Source organism: Brevibacterium sp. FAM 24630 (assembly GCF_049804075.1).
GTDB lineage: Bacteria > Actinomycetota > Actinomycetes > Actinomycetales > Brevibacteriaceae > Brevibacterium.
On record NZ_JBNBZD010000024.1, the window covers coordinates 1 to 20209 of the forward strand.

At 66.2% G+C, this 20209-nt stretch carries 17 protein-coding genes and 2 rRNA genes; 16 read left to right on the forward strand and 3 right to left on the reverse strand.

What is annotated here, in order from left to right:
* The 5 genes from ACPUD7_RS15015 to ACPUD7_RS15035 form a co-directional block, all read left to right on the forward strand.
* Positions 1-105 (forward strand): 23S ribosomal RNA (locus ACPUD7_RS15015); the annotation flags it as partial.
* Between the two features lie 190 nt (positions 106-295).
* Positions 296-414, forward strand: a 5S ribosomal RNA gene (gene rrf / locus ACPUD7_RS15020).
* Between the two features lie 193 nt (positions 415-607).
* A complete protein-coding gene (locus ACPUD7_RS15025) occupies positions 608-985 on the forward strand; it encodes a hypothetical protein (protein ID WP_425120354.1) in 378 nt (125 codons plus the stop codon).
* Between the two features lie 166 nt (positions 986-1151).
* On the forward strand, positions 1152-1823 hold the full coding sequence (locus ACPUD7_RS15030; RefSeq protein ID WP_135542070.1) for a hypothetical protein: 672 nt from the start codon (positions 1152-1154) through the stop codon (positions 1821-1823).
* 233 nt (positions 1824-2056) lie between these two features.
* Entirely contained in the window at positions 2057-3847 is a 1791-nt protein-coding gene (locus ACPUD7_RS15035; protein ID WP_135542068.1) for a BCCT family transporter, read from the forward strand.
* 185 nt (positions 3848-4032) lie between these two features.
* Here ACPUD7_RS15035 and ACPUD7_RS15040 read toward each other — a convergent pair whose 3' ends face one another.
* From ACPUD7_RS15040 to ACPUD7_RS15050, 3 genes are all read right to left on the reverse strand, one after another.
* Positions 4033-5595 (reverse strand): GMC family oxidoreductase, encoded by a 1563-nt coding sequence (locus tag ACPUD7_RS15040; protein ID WP_425120355.1) that lies wholly within the window; start codon positions 5593-5595, stop codon positions 4033-4035.
* A gap of 44 nt (positions 5596-5639) precedes the next feature.
* Entirely contained in the window at positions 5640-7118 is a 1479-nt protein-coding gene (locus tag ACPUD7_RS15045; protein WP_425120356.1) for an aldehyde dehydrogenase family protein, read from the reverse strand.
* A 395-nt stretch (positions 7119-7513) separates the two neighbouring features.
* Positions 7514-8551: a hypothetical protein gene (locus ACPUD7_RS15050; protein WP_425120357.1), complete on the reverse strand. Its 1038-nt coding sequence runs from the start codon at positions 8549-8551 to the stop codon at positions 7514-7516.
* On the opposite strand from ACPUD7_RS15050, the gene ACPUD7_RS15055 reads away from it, so the two are divergent.
* The 11 genes from ACPUD7_RS15055 to ACPUD7_RS15105 are packed head-to-tail and all read left to right on the forward strand — an operon-like array spanning position 8489 to position 20194.
* Positions 8489-9469, forward strand: a complete 981-nt coding sequence (locus ACPUD7_RS15055; protein ID WP_240690056.1) for a hypothetical protein — start codon at positions 8489-8491, stop codon at positions 9467-9469. The two genes, ACPUD7_RS15050 and ACPUD7_RS15055, sit on opposite strands and share 63 nt — an antisense overlap.
* A complete protein-coding gene (locus ACPUD7_RS15060; RefSeq protein WP_425120358.1) occupies positions 9466-10491 on the forward strand; it encodes an HAD-IIA family hydrolase in 1026 nt (341 codons plus the stop codon). Before ACPUD7_RS15055 ends, ACPUD7_RS15060 begins: the two co-directional genes overlap by 4 nt.
* Positions 10488-10682, forward strand: a complete 195-nt coding sequence (locus ACPUD7_RS15065) for a hypothetical protein (RefSeq protein ID WP_425120359.1) — start codon at positions 10488-10490, stop codon at positions 10680-10682. Before ACPUD7_RS15060 ends, ACPUD7_RS15065 begins: the two co-directional genes overlap by 4 nt.
* Entirely contained in the window at positions 10679-11485 is an 807-nt protein-coding gene (locus ACPUD7_RS15070) for a TlyA family RNA methyltransferase (RefSeq protein ID WP_135542057.1), read from the forward strand. Before ACPUD7_RS15065 ends, ACPUD7_RS15070 begins: the two co-directional genes overlap by 4 nt.
* Positions 11482-12438 (forward strand): NAD kinase, encoded by a 957-nt coding sequence (locus ACPUD7_RS15075; protein ID WP_425120360.1) that lies wholly within the window; start codon positions 11482-11484, stop codon positions 12436-12438. The genes ACPUD7_RS15070 and ACPUD7_RS15075 overlap by 4 nt, the downstream gene beginning before the upstream one ends.
* A complete protein-coding gene (gene recN, locus ACPUD7_RS15080; protein WP_425120361.1) occupies positions 12439-14142 on the forward strand; it encodes a DNA repair protein RecN in 1704 nt (567 codons plus the stop codon).
* Positions 14143-14157: 15 nt separating this feature from the next.
* The gene (steA, locus tag ACPUD7_RS15085; protein WP_425120362.1) at positions 14158-15396 is read left to right on the forward strand and encodes a putative cytokinetic ring protein SteA; all 1239 of its coding nucleotides are present in this window, start codon (positions 14158-14160) and stop codon (positions 15394-15396) included.
* On the forward strand, positions 15389-16366 hold the full coding sequence (locus ACPUD7_RS15090; RefSeq protein ID WP_135542049.1) for a copper transporter: 978 nt from the start codon (positions 15389-15391) through the stop codon (positions 16364-16366). The genes steA and ACPUD7_RS15090 overlap by 8 nt, the downstream gene beginning before the upstream one ends.
* Positions 16363-17268, forward strand: a complete 906-nt coding sequence (locus tag ACPUD7_RS15095; protein ID WP_425120363.1) for a hypothetical protein — start codon at positions 16363-16365, stop codon at positions 17266-17268. Before ACPUD7_RS15090 ends, ACPUD7_RS15095 begins: the two co-directional genes overlap by 4 nt.
* The gene (gene murJ / locus ACPUD7_RS15100; protein WP_425120364.1) at positions 17265-18974 is read left to right on the forward strand and encodes a murein biosynthesis integral membrane protein MurJ; all 1710 of its coding nucleotides are present in this window, start codon (positions 17265-17267) and stop codon (positions 18972-18974) included. Before ACPUD7_RS15095 ends, murJ begins: the two co-directional genes overlap by 4 nt.
* Positions 18971-20194: a glycosyltransferase family 4 protein gene (locus ACPUD7_RS15105; RefSeq protein WP_425120365.1), complete on the forward strand. Its 1224-nt coding sequence runs from the start codon at positions 18971-18973 to the stop codon at positions 20192-20194. Before murJ ends, ACPUD7_RS15105 begins: the two co-directional genes overlap by 4 nt.
* Positions 20195-20209 lie beyond the last annotated feature (15 nt).

A 20209-nucleotide genomic window follows, 5' to 3' on the forward strand; every position in this document is an offset into this window, starting at 1 on the left:
TTGTGTGGGAGAGGTGTCCTATAGATGATGGGGTTGATAGGCCGGGTATGGAAGCACTGTGAGGTGTGGAGTTGACTGGTACTAATACACCGATCACTCATCAACTCTTTTGTTGGGGTTGGTGTGTGCGTGAGAGTCTTTTTGGGTTGCACGTGGTGTTGGCTTGAGAAGTCACCCCCGTTTTGTGGGGTGCATGTTATGTGACTGTTGTTGGTGTTCGCGTTCGCTGTGCGGTTCTTGGACCATTACCGCCTGACCTGTTTGTGGGTTGGGTGTGGTGGTGGTCTGTTGGTTTTGCGGTGGTGATAGTGGTGGGGAAACGCCCGGTTAACCGTTCCGATCCCGGTAGCTAAGCCCATGCGCGCTGATGGTACTGCAACTTGGTGGTTGTGGGAGAGTAAGTGACTGCCGCAATATTTTTTGGTGGGGGTGGCCTCGTCTGATTCCTGTTTGTGTGGGGGTTGGGCGGGGCCTTCCTCGTATTCACAATCAATCGCACCATCCTGTGGCAATCAAACGCATCGCCCGATCTCACCTGAACGCATCGCGCGTCCTCAACTGAACATACTGCCCAATCACAACTGAACGCGCTGCCATAGAATCCGGTATGAGCACATTCGAAACTTTGAAAGCAGAGCTGGCAGAGACCGGCCAAGTGACTCTGCACTATTCCTCCAACAGACAGTTCCTGCGGGGTCTGAGGACGCTGCAATTCGCTGCTCAACGTACCCCTCAGATCATCGTGACTGTTCACGGAGTCTGGATCGCGACGAGCGAATGCCCAGAAGACGGGTTCGCATGGTCGAGGATCCGCGATGTCCACCTCGTCAGTCCAACACTCTTCTCCGCTGTGGAGCTGACCATCGAGGGCGAAGGATCCGCCGGCAGGTCGACGACGAGACTGCCTCGTGGACTGACCGTCGGTACTCAGGACCTTGCGCTGTGGCTCGCGGCGGAACTCTCCACACGCGGTACACCTCTCTGATCACTCGGCGAATCCAAGCGAAAGATCGGCTGGCACCGTCGGAAACTCGGCAGACTCACAGTCAACGTTGATGCGGCAGGCGTAGCGGCGTGCGAGGATGAAGCGGTCCGCTGGGTCGGATGCAACTCATCAGCGACATCCGAAGAGACAGCAAAGGAGAAACCGCATGAACGTGTCAACCATCATCTGGATTGTTGTCGCCATCGTCGTGATCCTGATCATCGTGGGGATCCTCATCGCAGTCAGCCGCAAGGCCGCTGCAGTGAAGCGTGAACGACAGCGTGAAGAAGCCGCGCAGCTGCGACAGCAGGCAGCGGATTCTGAACACGAAGTCCGCGCTCATGAAGCTGAAATGGAGAAGCGTCGGGCAGAAGCCAAAATGGCCAAAGCCGACGCCGACGCGCGTGCGGCCGACGCAGACCGTCAGGCGGCCGAGGCGGAACAGCTCGACTCGGATGCCGCGAAGCGCGAACAGCTCGTGCGCGAAGAACGACTCGCTCACGAGCGGTCACTGCAGCATGCCGACGAGCTGGACCCCGATACGCCTCCGCATCGGGGCAAGGGCCCTCTTCCCGGCGAGAACCACGACCCCGCCGCCCCTGCGCCCGGTGCCGGCCACCATCGGGGAGACCGGGGCGAGCCTGCAGACACTCGTGAACCCGATGGCCGTCCCCATCCTGAAGGCGATCGGGTGCGTCCCGAAGGCGACTACCGCACCGAGGGCCAGCCTCCTGTCGAAGGCCAGCCTCGAACCGACGGCCACACCGGGACAGCCGGTGACCGTCGCCTCGGCGAGGAACTCGATCCGCGCGGTGAGGACGAGCCTCCCAGGCACTGAGGCGTCTGCCGCCTGCGGCTTTCGAAACGGAGCTCCGGTCATGTTGACCGGGGCTCCGTTCGTCGTTTCTGGGCCTGCCGCGGATGGGCCGACGGACCGAGAAGTGGAATCGACAGGCCGAGGAGCAGAGTCGATATCGCTTTGTGACAACGGACTTTGCATGAAAACTCGGACACTTCTGTAGTGTGGGTGAGACACCGCTCACCCGCTTGGTACTCAGGAAGGATGCACGCATGCTTGACAGACTCCACGATGCATTGAGACTCCGCACCAATCCGGCCATCTTCTTCTCCTCGGCTGCCGTGATCATCATCTTCGTCGTCGGAACGATCTTCTTCACGGACCAGCTCGATGCCGGAGTCTCCGTCGCATCCGACTGGCTGCTGACGAACCTCGGATGGTTCTACATCCTCGGCGTCACAGTGTTCCTCGGTTTTCTCATCTACATCGCCGCCTCACGGTATGGCAGAGCGAAGCTCGGCCCGGACGATGAACCACCGGAGCACTCGAACGGTGCCTGGTTCGCTATGCTCTTCGCCGCCGGCATCGGTTCGATCCTCATGTTCTGGGGCGTCGCCGAACCTGTGAGCCACTTCGGCGATCCACCGCGAGCATCGCTGGGCATCGAAGCCGGCACGCCCGCGGCTGCGGTCGACGCCATGAACTTCACCTACTACCACTTCACCCTGCACACGTGGACGATCTTCACCCTCCCCGCGCTGTGCTTCGCGTACTTCATCCACAAGCGCAACCTGCCTCCGCGAGTGAGCTCGATCTTCCAGCCCATCCTCGGCGAGAAGATCCACGGACCGATCGGCAAGACGATCGACGTCGTCGCCATCATCGGCACGGTCTTCGGCATCGCCGTATCGATCGGACTCGGCACCCTCCAGATCAACGGCGGTCTGGCACAAGTCCTCGGCATTCCCGAAAACGCCCTGTGGCAGCTGATCATCATCGGCGTGGTCTGCGGTCTGGCGACGATCTCCGTTTCGCTCGGCCTCGACAAGGGCATCAAGGTGCTGTCGAACCTCAACATCGTCATGGCGGTGCTGCTGCTGGTCTTCATCGCCGTCTTCGGCCCGACCCTGTTCATGGCCAAGGGCCTCTTCGAATCCTTCGGCACCTACATCCAGCAGCTGCCCGAATTGGCGCTGTGGAACGATACGTTCGCGAATACCGGCTGGCAGAACACCTGGACCGTCTTCTACTGGGCCTGGACGATCACCTGGTCACCGTTCGTCGGGATCTTCATCGCCCGCATCTCCCGCGGACGCACGATCCGACAGTTCGTCATCGGCGTGCTCGCCATTCCCGCAGCGTTCTCGATCCTGTGGTTCGGCATCTTCGGCTACGCCTCGTTCGACATCGAGTTCAACAAGGGCGGGGGACTGGTCGACCGGGTCGTCGACCAAGGCGACATTCCCGGTGCGCTCTTCGCGTTCCTCGACCACTACCCACTGGCAGGCCCCGTCTCGGTCATCGCGATCGTCCTCGTCATCATCTTCTTCGTCACCTCGGTGGACTCTGCGGCACTCGTCGTCGACACGATGAACAACGGGCATGAGGACTTCAACCCGCTGCCGCAGAGGATCTTCTGGGCCCTCGCCGTCGCCGTCGTCACGGCGACTCTGCTGGTATTCTCCGGCTCCGGCGGTCTCGAAGCCCTGCAATCGACGATCATCCTCGTCGGTCTGCCGTTCTTCATCATCGCCTACTTCCAGATCTACGCTCTGATGCGGGCGCTGCGCGAGGACGCCGGCGTGCTGCCCAGGGTGCGGATGCGCCGCTGGAAGAAGGTGCTGCCGCCCGAAGAGGTCGAACGTCGTGAGGGCGGTGACGACGAATTCGGCCACGAGTATGACAGCGACGAGGACGTCGTCACGAGACCTCAAGCCGTCGAACCGGCACCGGAGTTCCGTGACCCCTACATCGATTCGCACGGTCACAAGGTCAAACGCGGAGGCACCCTCGCCAGCCGAACCGGCAGTCGCCGAACGTCGGGCAAGGGCGACGACGGGTAGACCCGCTCCGGATTCCGATCCCCGGATACCCTGCGGGTCCGAGCATGACCCGGTCCGAGTACGACTGGATCCGAGCATCACTCGGTCCGAGCATGACGAAGGGGCCGCTGCCATTCGCAGCGGCCCCTTCATCGATCGGTCACAGACCGGTCTGTCTGACAGTCACAGACCGTTCCATCTATCGGTCACTGACCGTTCTTGATCATCTCCGCGCACTTCTCACCCATCATCATCACCGTGATGTTCGGGTTGACCGTGGTGATCTCCGGCATCGCCGAGGCATCGACGACGCGCAGACGGTTGACGCCCTTGACCTTGAGCTGGGGATCGAGCGGCGACATCTCGTCATCGACCGGTCCCATCCGGGTGGTGCCGACCGGGTGGTAGACCGTGTTGTGCGTGCGTGAGACGTAATCGGCGATCTGCTCGTCGGTGACGACGTCCTTGCCCGGGAACAGCTCTTCGCCGGCCCACTCGGACATCGCGTCCTGGGAGACGATCTCACGGGCCTTCTTGATCCCGGCGACAGCCACGCGCATGTCATGGCCTTCCGGGTCCGTGAAGTAGCGGGGATCGACCTTCGGCTTGTCGCGGTAGTCCTTCGAGCGCAGACGCACGGTTCCGCGGGACTTCGCGTGAGTGACGTTCGGAGTCAGACAGAACGTGTTCTCCGAGGTCGGGTACCCCTGCCGCAGAGTGTGCATGTCGAAGGGCACCGAACCGTAGTGCATCATCAGGTCCGGACGGTCGAGACCCTCTTCGGTGGGGGTGAAGATGCCGATCTCCCACCACTGGGTCGAATCCTCGACCATCGGCTTCTTCGCATCCCAAGCGATGACGGCTTCCGGATGGTCGGCAAGGTGCTCGCCGACTCCCGGTGAGTCGACGCGAACGTCGATGCCCACCTCGGCGAGGTGGTCCTTGGGGCCGATGCCCGAGAGCATGAGCAGCTGCGGGGTGTTGATGGCACCGCCGGAGACGATGACTTCCTTCTTCGCCTCGATGCGCTTCGTGTGGCCGAAGGCGTTGTTGACCACGTGCACGCCGGTGCAGTTGTCGGCGTCATCGAACTCGAGCTCGCGGGCCTGCGTGCCGGTGAGGATCGTGAGGTTCTCACGGTCGAGGATCGGGTGCAGGTAGGACACCGAGGAGGACGAACGGGTGCCGTCGTCCTTGCGGTTGACCTGGAAGAAGTTCGCACCGTTGACAATGGTCTCGCCGTCGTTGAACTGCACACGCGGGATCCCGGCCTGCTCGCAGGCGTCGAGGAGAGCGACGCCGCAGGGGTCGACCGGGGGTACGTTCATCAGACGCACGGGACCGTCGTGTCCGTGGTGGTCACCGGGCAGCTCGTTGTTCTCGAGCTTCTTGTACAGGCCGAAGGTGTCCTTCGATCCCCAGCCGGTGGCGCCGTACGTGTTCTCCCACTCGTCGAGATCCTCGCGAGGGGCCCAGAAGGCGATGCAGGAGTTGTGCGAGGAGCAGCCGCCGAGCACCTTCGCCCGTGCGTGGCGCATGTGCGAGTTGCCGTTCTCCTGCTCTTCGATGGGGTAGTCCCAGTCGAAGCCGGATTCGAGCAGCTCCATCCAGCGGTTGAGCTGGAGGACGACGTCCTCACCGACATCGGTCGGACCCGCTTCGAGCAGTCCGACGGTGACCTGGGGATCCTCGCTCAGGCGGGCGGCGACTGCGGCTCCGGCCGAGCCGCCTCCCACAACAACATAATCAAAGCTATGAGTGGTTTCCACTGTCCATCTCTCCTTATTCTGCGTATTCGTCTGTGATCCCAGGGTCACTTCGTGTGGTCGGGGAACCATCCGGTGACAGCGGGTTCGAGGTTCTGGTAGATGTGCTTGGCTTCCTGGTATTCGGCCAGACCGGTGGGGCCGAGCTCGCGACCGAAGCCGGACTGCTTGAAGCCGCCCCATTCGGCCTGCGGCAGGTAGGGGTGGAAGTCGTTGATCCAGATGGTGCCGTGGCGCAGGCGCTGAGCGACCAGCTGGGTCTTGCCCGCGTCCTGGCTCCACACGGCACCGGCGAGTCCGTAGTAGGTGTCGTTGGCGATCTCGACCGCCTCGTCGACGGTGGAGAAGGTCTCGACGGTGACGACGGGGCCGAAGGCCTCATCCTCGACCACGGACATGCCGCGCTTGACCTGGTCGAGCACGGTCGGCAGGTAGTAGAAGCCGTCGGCCAGGTCACCCTCACCGAACTTGCCGCCGCAGCGCAGACGAGCACCCTCGGCCACACCCTTCTCGACGTAGGCGGCGACCTTGTCGCGGTGGGCCGCGGAGATCAGCGGACCGGTCTCAGCGTTGTCGTCGAAGGGTCCGCCGAGTCGGATCTGCTCGGCACGTTCGACGAGGCGGTTGACGAACTCTTCGGCGATGGATTCCTCGACGATGAGCCGGGCACCGGCGGAGCACACCTGGCCGGAGTGGACGAAGGCCGCATTGAGCGCATTGTCCAGGGCGGCGTCGAAGTCGGCATCGGCGAAGACGACGTTCGGGTTCTTGCCGCCGAGTTCGAGTGCGATCTTCTTGATCGTCGCCGAGGCATTCTTCGCGAGCAGGCGACCGGTGACCACGCCACCGGTGAAGGAGACCATGTCGATGTCCTCGTGCGTGGACAGGGGAGCTCCCGCATCGGCTCCGGCGCCGAGGATGAGGTTGCCGACACCGGCCGGAAGGCCGAGTTCCTCGAGGACCTGCATGGTGAGGATCGCGGTGTGCGGGGTGAGTTCGGCGGGCTTGAGGATGAAGGTGTTGCCGGCGGCGATGGCCGGGGCGATCTTCCACGCGGCCTGCAGCAGCGGGTAGTTCCACGGGGTGATGAGGGCGCAGACACCCACGGGCTCGTGCACGATCTTCGAGGCGACCGTGTCGGTTCCCGCGTCGACGACGCGACCGGCATCGTTTGCGGCGAGCTTGCCGAAGTAGTCGAAGCAGTTCGCGATGTCGTCCATGTCGATCTGCGATTCGACAAAGCGCTTGCCGGTGTCCAGGGATTCGGCCTTGGCGAATTCGTCCTTGCGCTCACGCAGCACGGCCGCGAACTTCAGGAGCATGTCGCCGCGTTCGCTGGCGGGGACGGAGGACCAGACGCCGGAGTCGAAGGCACGGCGGGCGGCCTTGATCGCCAGTTCGGTGTCGGCGGGGCTGGCTTCGTCCACCTCGGCGACGAAGCTGCCGTCGGCCGGATTGTGGATCTTGCGGGTTCCACCGTTGACGGCTGAAACCCACTGTCCGTCGATGAAGAGTGTGTTTGGCACGATTTCTCCTTTTTCTAGCGGGTGAACGACTGTGTGATCTGAGGGGTCGAACCATCGGTTTCACGAGCAGAGCATGCGGCGTCACTGAGGAGCCTTGCGTTTGCGAAGCTGCCGTCTGACCTGCGGGGCAACCCGGTTCGAGAGCTTCGCCCCAGATGCGTTCGGGCATAAGAATGCGTCCGGGCACAACAATAGGCGAAGCACGGGGCCGAATGCGCAATCCGATGATGCTGATCACAAGCGCAGTTGGGATTGTCCATCGCGTATGCGTGCTGCAGAGAAGGCAGGGGACCGAGGAAAACCGGGGCGGGGAGGCGGATAGCTGCAGAATTTCTGCTCGTGGAGACACGCAGACGGCTGTCATCCGCGCAATGATCTTCCACGTCCGCTGTCATTCATCCCCTGGTGCCGAGGCGACGCGGACTGCCGCTGCCGCCGAACCGATTCGACTTGTGCTGGCCGTTCGACTGGATTCGCCTTGATTCTAACAGAGGGCTGACGCGGTGACCTGGGAGTCGACGGGTGAGAGGAGAGCTCGCGGCGGAGTCTGACGTGTCCCCGCACACAGGGCGACTCGGCGGTGAGTGCACTAGAATGGAGCGGAACATTGAAAAGACTTCATAGGGAGAATCGTGGCCCAAGGGGATTCGCGAGACAGCCAGGACAACCGCCGCGCAGAAGGCGGTCGCGGCGCAGATCGCGACAACAATCGCAACCGTCGACCGGACAACCGGGACGGCCGCGGGCCACGCCATTCCGATCGCCGAGATGACCGCCGTGGTGGGTATCAGGGCAACCGCCGTGATGACGATCGTCGCGGTGGGTACCAGGGAAACCGTCGTGACGACGATCGCCGAGGCGGGTACCAGGGCAATCGTCGCAACGATGATGACCGTAGGGGCGGTTTCAACCGTGACCGTCGTGATGACGATCGTCGTGGCGGGTACCAAGGGAACCGTCGTGATGACGATCGTCGCGGTGGGTACCAGGGCAATCGTCGCAACGATGATGACCGTAGGGGCGGTTTCAACCGTGACCGTCGTGATGACGATCGTCGTGGCGGGTACCAAGGGAACCGTCGTGATGACGATCGCCGAGGTGGCTACCAGGGCAATCGTCGCAATGATGACCGTCGCGGTGGCTACCAGGACAACCGTCGTGATGACGACCGCCGGGGCCGCGGAGGATACGGCCGCAATGACAACGACCGCCGTGCGTCGCGCAAGACCGATACCGGCGAATACGCACGCGAGCAGCGCGCCCGCCGCCCGCGCGTCCAAGAACCCGAGATCCCCGAAGGCGTCACCGGCCGCGAGCTCGACAAAGAGATCTTCGCTCAGCTGCGCTCCCTCGACAAAGAGAACGCGATCATGGTCGCCAAACATCTCGTCGCCGCGGGCGGGCTGCTCGACCTCGATGCCGACCGCGCCCACGAACACGCGAAGGCCGCCATGGCTCGCGCCGGCCGCGTCGCCGTCGTCCGTGAGGCCCTCGGCATCGCTGCCTACTACGTCGAGAAATACGACGAGGCCGTGCGCGAACTGCGCACCCACCGCCGCATCTCCGGGTCGAATGACAACATCGCGCTCATCGCCGATGGCGAACGCGGCCGCGGCAAGCCGGAGAAGGCCATCGAGCTGCTGAAGCAGTCCGAAGAGCTCGACCTCGACAACGATGCTCGCACCGAACTCGTCATCGTCGCTGCCGGAGCGAAGTCCGACCTCGGAGACATCGCCGGCGCACGTCGACTCATCGAAGCCGAGGACTTCACCCAGAAGCCCAGCGGCGCACTGGTCCGTCTCATGGCCGCCTACGCCGAAGTGCTGCGCATCGACGGCGAGCCCGAACTCGCCGACAAGTACGAAGAGCTCTCCCGCCGCACGGCCAAGGCGACCGGCACACTCTTCGGCGACGAGGAGCCGGACCTCAACGCCGGTGTCGAGATCGAAACCGTCGACGAGATCGAAGACGAGCCCGAGGCCGCAGGCGACGCGTCCGCCGAGACCGGCGGCGAGACTGACGACCGCAAGTCCGAGGCCGCAGAGGAACCGTCCACCGAAGCCGGCAGCGAGACCGACGACCGCAAGCCCGAAGTCGCAGAGTCCGAAGCCGGAGAAGGTGCGTCCGCCGAGTCAGCAGCACCTGCCGACCAGACCCCCTCGTCGAAGACGCACGTCTCGGCGAAGGAACTGAAATCCGTCAAGGTCACCGACGAGGAGATCGAATCCGAACTCGACGAGATCCTCGCCGAGGCAGAAGCCGACGCCGGCACGGAAGGTGACACCGTTACCACCGACACCGCCGACGCCGGGACCGACACCGAGACCGCCGAGGCCGACGGAGACCAGTGACACTCCCCGCCGAACAGGCACAGACGTCGCACGGTTCCACGCCTGAGACCACGGGCGTGCCCATCGACTGTGTCCTGTTCGACCTCGACGGCGTCGTCTACCACGGCACCCACGCGATCGACGGAGCCGCTGACGGCATCAACTGGCTCCATTCCCAGCAGATTCCCGTCAACTACGTGACCAACAACGCCACACGCACCGCCGAAGCGACCGCGGAGAAGATCACCGGGCTGGGTATCGACGCCTCCGACGACGAAGTGACCACCTCGGCGCAGGTGCTCGCCGAACGCCTCGCGCAGCGGTTCGGGCCCGGCGCCCGTGTCCACCTCGTCGGCACGACCGGACTGCGCATCGCGCTCGAAGACGCCGGACTCGAGATCACGGACTCCGCGAAAGCCCAGCCCGTGGCCATCGCGCAAGGGCTCGACCCGGACATCGACTACGAGACGATCGTGCGCGCCTGCGCGACCATCCGTTCGGGAGCCGAATGGTGGGCGAGCAACCCCGACTTCTCCCTCATCACCGAATCCGGCAAGGTCCCCGGCAACGGAGCATTCGTCGAACTCATGTCCCGACTCACCGACACCGAACCCGTCATCGTCGGCAAACCCGCCCCGCACATGATGGAATTCGCGGCCAGCCGCCTCGGCGCCAGACGACCGCTGATGGTCGGTGACCGACTGAACACGGACATCGAAGGCGGACGTGCCGCCGGCTTCGACACCGCGCTCGTGCTCACCGGAATCCACGACATCCACGATGCACTCCGCGCAGCACCCGAACGCCGACCGACCTTCATCCTGCCGAGTCTGCGCGGCCTCGAAGCCCTCATCACCGGCGCCGACCGCAGCGAATGCACGCAGATCGAATCCGCCCTGCACCGTGCCTGGGACGCCATCGACGCGGGCGACACCGACGCCGAGGCGGTGCTGACCGAAGAGCAGCTGCCGCGCACGATCGGCGACTGTCCCGACACCGCCGACACCTCCGGGATTCGCAACGATGTTGAGGAGGACCAGTGACCGAATCACCGCGACCGACCCCTCCACCGCAGGCCCAACCGACACCGACACCGGCTTCGCTGAGCGGAGACGTGCCCGTCGACGGCTGGCGTGCGCACCTCGCCGAGACCAAGGACGCCCCCGCCGCGCAGCGTCATGAGCGCCTCGGTGTCCTGCTCGACGAACTCGACTCCCAGGTGGGCTCCTTGTGAGCAGGCTCGACCGGGCACTCGTCGACCGCGGACTGCTGCACTCCCGCTCCCGCGCGGCCCGCGAAATCGCCGCCGGCCGTGTCGGCGTCAACGGCCGCACCATCACCAAGGCCTCCCACGAGGTGGCCGAAGCCGATGACCTCACCGTCACCGAACCCGACCCCTGGGTCGCCCGCAGCGCCCACAAACTCCTCGGCGCCCTCGACGCCTTCGCACTCACGACCAGGCTCAGCGACCTCACCGCCCTGGACGCGGGCGCATCCACCGGCGGTTTCACCCAAGTCCTCCTCCAGCACGGAGTCGCCGAGGTCTGGGCGGTCGACGTCGGCCATGACCAGCTCGCCCCCATGCTGCGCGAAGACCCGCGCGTCCACGTCCGCGAAGGCCTCAACCTGCGCGAACTCTCGAACTCCGACGTACCGAGCGTCGACCTCGTCGTCGCCGACGTCTCCTTCATCTCCCTGCGCCTGCTCCTCGAACCGCTGCTGGCCGCCACGGCATCGACCGGGCAGCTGCTGCTTATGGTCAAACCCCAATTCGAACTCGCCCGCTCCTGCCTCGACAAGCACGGCGTCGTCACGTCCGCGGCCCACCGCCGCCGTGCGATCGACTCCGTCGTGACCGCCGTCGGCGAACACGCCGCACGCGTGAGCGACATTGCGGCCTCACCCTTGCCGGGACCCAGCGGGAACAGGGAGTACTTCCTGCGTGTTCGACCCGGCCGCGCCCCGGATGAGTCCGATAGGCTCGACGAAGCAACCATCCCCGCCCACCTGGACAAGATCATGAGAGGAGAGTCGTGACCAGACACATCATGGTGCTGCTGCACCCCCAACGTGAAGAGTCGGCCGTGGCCGCCGTCAGCGTATTCAAAGCTCTCCTCGACGACGGCATCACCCCCGTCGTCCTCGACGACGAGATCGTCGGCATCCGCGCCCGCCAAGCCGCGGCCCTGGGCACCGAAACGGTCGCCGAAGCCGACATCCTCGACCACTGCGTCATCATCGATGCCTCCGAGCTTGGGGAGTGGAAGAACGCCTGCGAACTCGTCATCGTCCTCGGCGGCGACGGCACCATCCTCCGCGCCGCCGAACGCTTCCACGGCTCCGGCGTACCCCTCATGGGCGTCAACCTGGGCCACGTCGGCTTCCTCGCCGAAAGCGAAAGAGAAGACCTCGCCGAGGCGGTCCACCGTGCCTCCCAACGCGACTACCTCGTCGAAGAGCGCCTCGCCCTCGACGTGTCCGTCTGGCACGAGGGGGAGAACATCTTCAACGCCTGGGCGCTCAACGAGGCGACCGTGGAGAAAACCTCGAAGTCGCGCATGGTCGACGTCGTCCTCGGCGTCGACGCCCGCCCCGTGTCCTCCTTCGGCTGCGACGGCGTCATCCTCGCCACCCCCACCGGCTCGACCGCCTACTCCTTCTCCGCCGGCGGCCCCATCGTGTGGCCCGAGGTCGAAGCGCTCATCCTCGTCCCGATCTCCGCCCACGCCCTCTTCGCCGAACCGCTCGTCGTCAACCCGAACTCCCGGCTCGGTGTGGAGATCTCCCCGACGAACCCCGACTTCTCCGCCGTGTTGTGGTGCGACGGCCGCCGTGCCCTTGAACTGCCGTCGGGCGCCCGCGTCGAGGCCACCCGTTCGAAGTCGCCGATCCGACTCGCCCGCCTGCACACCGGACCCTTCACCGACCGACTCGTCGCGAAGTTCCGCCTGCCCGTCTCCGGGTGGCGGGGCCCGATCAAGGAGGCCTGATTGATCTCCGAACTGCGCATCTCCCACCTCGGCGTGATCGCCGAAGCCGAGGTCGAACTCGACACCGGCTTCACCGTCGTCACCGGTGAGACCGGCGCCGGCAAGACGATGTTCGTCTCCGCCCTGTCCCTGCTCATGGGCCGCAAAGTCGGCTCCGGAGTCGTCCGCAAGGGCGCGGAGAAAGCCGAAGTCGAAGGCATCTTCACCGATGTCGCCGAGACCGTGCGTGAGCGCATCGAAGAAGCCGGCGGCAGCGCCGAGGACGAAGCGATCATCTCCCGCACCGTCGCGCTCAAGGGCCGCGCTCGGGCCACCGCGGGCGGACGCACCGTGCCGATCTCCGTGCTCACCGACATCTCCTCCGACCTCATCACCCTCCACGGCCAATCCGAACAGCTGCGACTCAAAGGCACCGCCCAGCAGAGACAGCTCCTCGACGCCGCCGGAGGACAGAGACTCGCCGAGGTGGCCGCCCGCTACCGTGCCGCGTTCGAGTCCTGGAAAGAGACCGAAGCCCGAGTCTCACGCATCAAAGACTCCACCGCGGCCCGCCGCGAACGCATCCTGTGGCTGCGCGGCTGCCTCGAAGCCATCGACGCCGTGCGCCCCGAACCCGGCGAGGATGAGACGCTGACCGCCCAGGCCGCGAAGCTCGGCGCCGCCGCCGAGATCACCCGCGCCGTCGGCGCCGCCCACGACCTGCTGCTCGGCTCCGAAGCCGACGACGCCGGAGCCGCCGTCGACCTCGTCCATCAGGCCATCGCCGCGATCAGCGACGTCGAATCCTCCGACCGAGAACTGACCACGATCCGCGAAGCCCTGGGCGACGCGGTGCTGCGCTTGTCGGACTCCGCCGCGGAACTGTCCTCCTACCTCTCCGGCTTCGACGAACTCGGCGAGACCTCACTGGAAGAGACCGAAGCCCGCCGTGCCGAACTCGGCACCCTGGCCCCCTACGGCCAGAACGTGGCCGAAGTCCTCGACTTCGAAACCCGGTCCGCGGCCGAACTCACCGAACTCGAAACCGAAGACCGCGACCTCGACGGCCTCGACGCCGAACTCGACCAAGCGCGGACCGTGATGGAAGAAGCCGCCGCGGCGCTGACAGAGATCCGCACCGCCACCGCGCAGGAATTCTCCCAGGCCGTGAGCGAAGAGCTCGCGGCACTGTCGATGCCGAAGGCGAGCGTCGATTTCGAGCTCACGCCCCGGGAACCGACCGGCCACGGTGCCGACGAGGTGCGGCTGACCTTTGCCGCGCACGAATCCTCGACTCCCGACGACATCGGCAAGATCGCCTCCGGCGGTGAACTCTCCCGCGTCATGCTCGCCATCGAAGTCGTCCGCGCGGCCAGCGAATCCATTCCCACCTACGTCTTCGACGAAGTCGATGCCGGCGTCGGCGGCAAGGCGGCCGTGGAGATCGGCCGCAGACTGGCGAAGCTCGCCCGAAACGCCCAGGTCATCGTCGTCACCCACCTGCCGCAGGTCGCGGCGTGGGCCGACACGCACGTGACCATCGTCAAAGACGATGACGCCGAGACCGTGCGCTCGGGCGTGCAGGAACTCAGCGACGAAGACCGCGTCGTCGAACTCTCCCGCATGCTGGCCGGAATGGACGACTCCGCCTCGGCGAAGGCCCATGCGGCCGAACTCCTCGACAATGCACGGCAGGTCAAGGACGCCGGCGCGAGGACCACATGAGACAATGGCCGGACCATGAGAGTGCGTAGACATCGCGACGTTCCCGCCGCACCGACCCGGTCCGGTCCCGCCCCTGCCCGCCTGGACCGACGCACGAAAGACCTCACCAAACGCCTCGAAGCAGGCGATATCGCGGTCATCAAACACTCCGACATCGACCGGATCTCCGCCGAGGCCCTCGTCGCCTGCCGACCGGCCGCGGTGATCAACGCCGACAAATCGATCTCCGGCCGCTACCCGAACCTCGGCCCGGGCATCATCGTCGACGCCGGCATCCCCCTCATCGACGCCACCGGAGCAGAGATCTTCGACGCCGTCGACGAGAACGCCGAGATCTCCACCGAAGGCGGCACCGTCTTTGCAGGTGACACCGAGGTGGCGACCGGAGTTCTGCAGACGCACGAGACGATCGCCGACGACATGCACATGGCCGAAGCCGGAATGAACTCCGTGCTCGTGGACTTCATCGACAACACGATCGAATACATCCGCAAGGACTCCGACCTGCTCTCGGCCGAACTCGTCGTGCCCGAAGTGAAGACGCAGTTCACCGACCGACATGTGCTCATCGTCGTCCGCGGATACCACTACAAGGAGGACCTGGCGATGCTGTCCTCCTACATCCGCGAATACCGGCCCCTGCTCGTCGGCGTCGACGGCGGTGCCGATGCGATCATCGAAGCCGGCTACCGCCCCGACATGATCGTCGGCGACATGGACTCCGTGTCCGACACCGCGCTGACCTCCGGAGCCGAGATCGTCGTCCACGCCTACCGTGACGGCAACGCGCCGGGCACCGAACGCGTCGAATCACTCGGCGTCGACTGCGTGGCCTTCGCCGCCTCCGGCACGAGCGAAGACATCGCGATGCTGCTCGCCGATGACAAAGGCGCCGAACTCATCGTCGCCGTGGGCACCCACGACACCGTCATGGAGTTCCTCGACAAAGGCCGCAAGGGCATGGCCTCGACGTTCATCACCCGCCTGCGAGTGGGATCGAAGCTCATCGACGCCAAGGGAGTCTCCCTCCTCTACCGGCAGCGCATCTCCAGCCTGCAGCTGGCCGTGCTCATCATCGCCGGACTCGTCGCCCTCGGCGTGGCGATGACCGCAACCTCGGCCGGGCAGACCTTCCTCGGCCTCATCGGCGCCCAACTCGACGGCCTCTTCGGCTGGATCGGCTCCCTCTTCGGCGGGGACCCCGCGGCCTCGACAGAATCCGCCGGCTTCATCCAAGGACTGACCCGTGATTGATTTCCGCTACCACCTCGTCTCCCTCGTCTCGGTGTTCCTCGCACTCGCCGTGGGCATCGTCCTCGGCGCGGGCCCGCTCAAGGAACCGATCGGGGAATCCCTGCAGAGCCAGGTCGATGCGCTGCGCAGCGACCGAGACACTCTGCGAGCGAACCTCGATGCGGCCAAGGGCAACATCGACAAACAGAACGACTTCGTCACCGCAGCGGCTCCCGAACTCATCAAAGGCACCCTCAAGGGCCAGGACGTGAGCATCATCGCCGGACCCGAGGCCGACCCCGAGCAGGTCGAAGAGGTGAGCAACAGGGTCAAGGAAGCCGACGGCACGATCGCCGGCGACGTCTCCTTCGTCCCGACCACGCTCAGTCTCGAGGACTCCTCTGCGTTCCTCGAACAGCTGCGCAAGATCGTGCCGAAGCTGCCGAAAGACGATTCGACGGCGATCCGCGCGGCACTGGTCATCGCGCTCACCGGAGATGCCTCGATGCTCGAAGATCCCGCTGACCGTGACGCCGCGGAGAAGAAGTCCTCGCAGCTCTACGACGCCTTCGTCGACGCCGACCGTCTGCGCACCGACACCGATCACAAGACGACCTCGCTGTTCATCGTCGTCGACGATGAGAATTCGACTCTGGCCGAGGAGACGAAGCCGAGCCCGCAGGCCACCGATGACAAGGCCACCCGCACCCTGGTGACCGACTTCGTCACCGCACTCACCGCCGAAGCCACCTCGGTCGTCGTCGCCGGCGACGCCGGATCGTCCCAGAACGGACTCGTCAACGTGCTGCGGACGGAGAAGTCGCGGGCCAGCACCGTCGACGGACTCGGCCTCGGCGCCGGCCCCGTCATCGCCGTTCGGGCGCTGGCCGCCGGTGAAGCCGGCACCCACGGACACTACGGATTCGCCGAAGACGCGGAAGGGATCCTGCCCGCGAAGACGGACGAGACGAAGAAGGAAGAGGCGAAATGATCCGCTCCATCGTCAGCACCGCCGTCGCCGGACTCGCCGGATACGCGGCGACGAAGGCCGTGCTCAGGTCTCGGCTGCGCACCCAGCGGGACGTGGTGCGCACCAACCACGCCGGCCGCGAGGTCTCGCTCATCGAAGGCCCGGCCGTCACCGCTGGACTGCTCGCCGGCGGACTGCTCATCGAAGACCCCCGGCAGCGAGCCGCGACCCTGCTGGCCACGGCCGCGGCGGGCGGCCTCGGTGCCGTCGACGACTTCTGCGAATCCGGGTCCTCCAAGGGACTGCGCGGACACCTGAGCGCACTCGCCCGCGGTGAGATCACGACCGGAGCGCTCAAGATCACCGGAATTCCGCTCGCCGCGATCGCGGCCGCGACGATCCTGCGCAGCGGGGCACCTCGGCCCGGGGCCCACGGACTCGCAGACAGCCTCGGATCCGCCTTCGGCACCGGCCTCGGTGCTCGGAAGAACGACCGCGCCTGGTACGCCGCGGCCGCGGACATCGTCGTCACCGGGGGTGTCATCGCCGGATCGGCGAACCTGTTCAACCTCCTCGACCTCCGACCCGGTCGCGCACTCAAGACAGGGGCGCTCACCCTGGCGCTGACCGACCACGAACGTCGCGTGTCCTGGTCGCCGTCGGCCGCGATCGCCGGCGCCACGGCAGCGGCCTGGCCCGAGGACTTGGCCGGTGAGGTCATGCTCGGGGACACCGGCGCGAACGCGCTGGGCGCTGCCATCGGCGTGATCCTCGCCGAAACCGCGAGCCCGGGACGCCGCCGTCTCATCCTCGCCGTCCTCGCCGGACTCACCCTGGCAAGTGAGAAGGTGTCGTTCACCTCCGTCATCGAGTCCACCCCCGGACTGCGGGAGATCGACGCCTTCGGCCGCGAGGGCGTGTGAGCAAGCTCGTTCGAGTCCTCGCCTCCACGGCGCTGCTCGTATCGATCATCACCCTGCTGACCCGACTGGTCGGTTTCCTCCGCTGGTTGGTCTTCTCCGCGACCGTCGGTGCCGGCACCGTCGGCACCGCCTACCAGAGCGCCAACCAGGTGCCGAACATCCTCTTCGAGGTCGTCGCCGGAGGCGCCCTGGCCGGGGCCGTCATCCCGCTGCTCGCGATCCCGCTGGCCCGATCGGACCGCGCGACGGCCGGGCGGATCGCCTCCGGACTGCTGACCTGGGCCGTCTCGGTGACCCTGCCGCTGTCGATCCTGCTCGCCGTCTTCGCCGCGCCCATCGCGAACGTCCTCGTCGATGCGCGGACCAGCGACACCGGAGTGCAGGCGACCGTGCAGCTGCTGCTCATGTTCGCCCCGCAGCTCGTCCTCTACGGCATCGGCGCCGTGCTCACCGGCGTGCTCCAAGCCCACCGGAAGTTCCTCTGGCCGGCGTTCGCCCCGCTGCTGTCCAGCCTCGTCGTCATCGGCAGCTACATCGCCTACCGCATGGTCGGCGGCAACGACGACACCTGGCACTCCCACCTCGGCTGGCTCGGCTGGGGCACGACCATCGGCGTGGCCGCCCTCGCCCTGCCTCTGGCGCTGCCGATGGCCTCGACCGGGCTGAGACTGCGTCCCACCTTCTCCTTCCCGCCCGGGGTCGCCCACCGGGCGCTGCGACTGGCCGGGGCCGGGATGTCGGCTCTGCTCGCGCAGCAGGGCGCCGTGCTCGCGACCCTGACCCTGTCGAACCATTCGGGCGGAGAAGGCACGTTCGTCCTCTTCAGCTACATCAACGCCGTCTACCTGCTGCCGTATGCGGTGCTCGCCGTGACCGTGGCGACCGTGATGTTCCCGACCCTGTCCACCTGGGTGGGACGATCCACCGACCCCGAGGCGACCGACACGCACCGTACCGAAGCCCGGGTGCGACTGCGGGCCGTGACATCGACGACGACCGCGCTCATCGTCGCCATCGGCGGCCTCGGCGCCGTCATCCTCCTCTCCGCGGCCGGACCGCTGCAGACCTTCTTCATCGCCATCGACGCGGAGAAGAGCTCGTCGGCGCCCTTCGACTCGATGGCACAGGCGATCATGGTCATGGCACTGGCCGTGCCCGGCTGGTGTTTCGTCGCCTGGGGCACCCGCGTGTTCTACGCCCTCGAACGGTCCCGCCATTCGGCTGCGGCAACGACGACCGGGTGGCTCCTCGTCATCGTCGGCATGATCGCGGCCATCCTCGTGACGAATGCGAACGGGGATCCGGGGCTGACGCTCATCGCCATCTGCTGCGGCTACGTCTTGGGCATGAGCGTCGCCGGAGGATTCCTGCTCACGTCCATCCGCCGCGTCCTCGGCCCCACCGGCCTCGCGCTGGTCGGCCGCCGCGGACTGCTCACCCTCGGTGCCGCCGCCGTTGCCGGAACCGCGGGAGTCGTGACCTCGCAGTGGCTCGGGGGACTGCTCGACAATTCCGCGGGATCGGCCGTGCTCGCCGGCACCGTCTCCGCACTGCTCGGCTGCGTGGTCTTCGCGCTCATCGTGCTCATCATCGACCGCGGCTTCCTGGGCGAGGTGCGCAGACTGCTCGCCGACCGGAAGGACACGGGCGCCGGCGAAGCGACGGTACCGCAGGGCACTGGAACGGACAGGGAGGAAGAATCATGAGGATCGTCTTCGTCATCGGCACCTCCACCGGGGGAGTCGGCACTCACGTCAAGGCACTGGCCCGCGACCTCGGTGCGGCCGGTCATGAGATCGGCGTCATCGGCCCCGCCGCGACCGATGAGCACTTCGGTTTCTCCCTGCTGCCGGGAGTCCGCTTCGCCGTGCTCGAACTCGGCACCGGAATCGGACCCGCCGATGCCGCCCTGGTCCGGCGGCAGCGCAGTCTGCTGCGCAGCTTCGATGCGCAGATCGTCCACGCCCACGGGTTCCGCGCCGGACTCATCACGCAGCTGACGCTGCGCACCCTGCGCTCCCGTCCGCGTTTCGTCCTCAGCCTCCACAATCGGGCCAGCGGCCAGGGACTGCGTGGGAAGGTCGAAATCCGCGTGGAGACGATGCTCGCCCGCGGCGCCGACCTCGTTCTCGGTGCCAGCACCGACCTCGTCGAACGTGCCCAGGAACTCGGTGCCCGCGATGCCCGGTTCGTGCCCGCCGCCGCACCCGAGGTGACACCGGTGAGCGCCGAGGCGGCCGCCGCCACCCGCGCCCAGCTGGCAAGCACCTACGGCTTCGACGAGGGCGCGGTCATCGTCCTCGCCGTGGGCAGGGTCGCACCGCAGAAGAACTACCCGATGCTCGTGCGCGGGCTCGGCCGCCTCGGCGACACGACGGGCAGCACGAACCCGACCCGGACAGCGGACGCGGCACGCACGGGACAGGACGCCTCGCGCACGAAACAGGACGCGGGCGATCCGGCCCTCGTCGTGCTCATCGCCGGCGCCGCCGACGAAACGGTGCTCCGCGAAGTCCGGGCACAGTACGCTGAGCTCAGCGCCGCCTCGGCGATTCCCCCTCTGCATTTCCTCGGCGCACGCAGCGACGTCGCCGAACTCGCCGCAGCCGCGGACATCTACGTGCTCACGAGCGTGTGGGAGGCCCGCGCGCTCGTGCTCCAGGAAGCGCTCATCTCCGGCAAGGCGATCGTGGCGACCGCAACCGGCGGCAGCACCGAACTCGTCGGCGACGCAGGTGTCCTTGTCCCCGATGACGATGATCGGGCCTTCGCCGCCGCCGTCGCCGAACTCGCCGGAGACCCCGCCCGATGCGCCGAGCTCGGGGCACGGGCACGAGCCCGCGGAGCCGAGCTTCCCGGTGAAAGGGAAGTCGCCGAAGAACTCGCAGGCATATACACGGAACTCGTGTCTGCCCAGGTAGGCTAGAAGCAGCGTCGATCG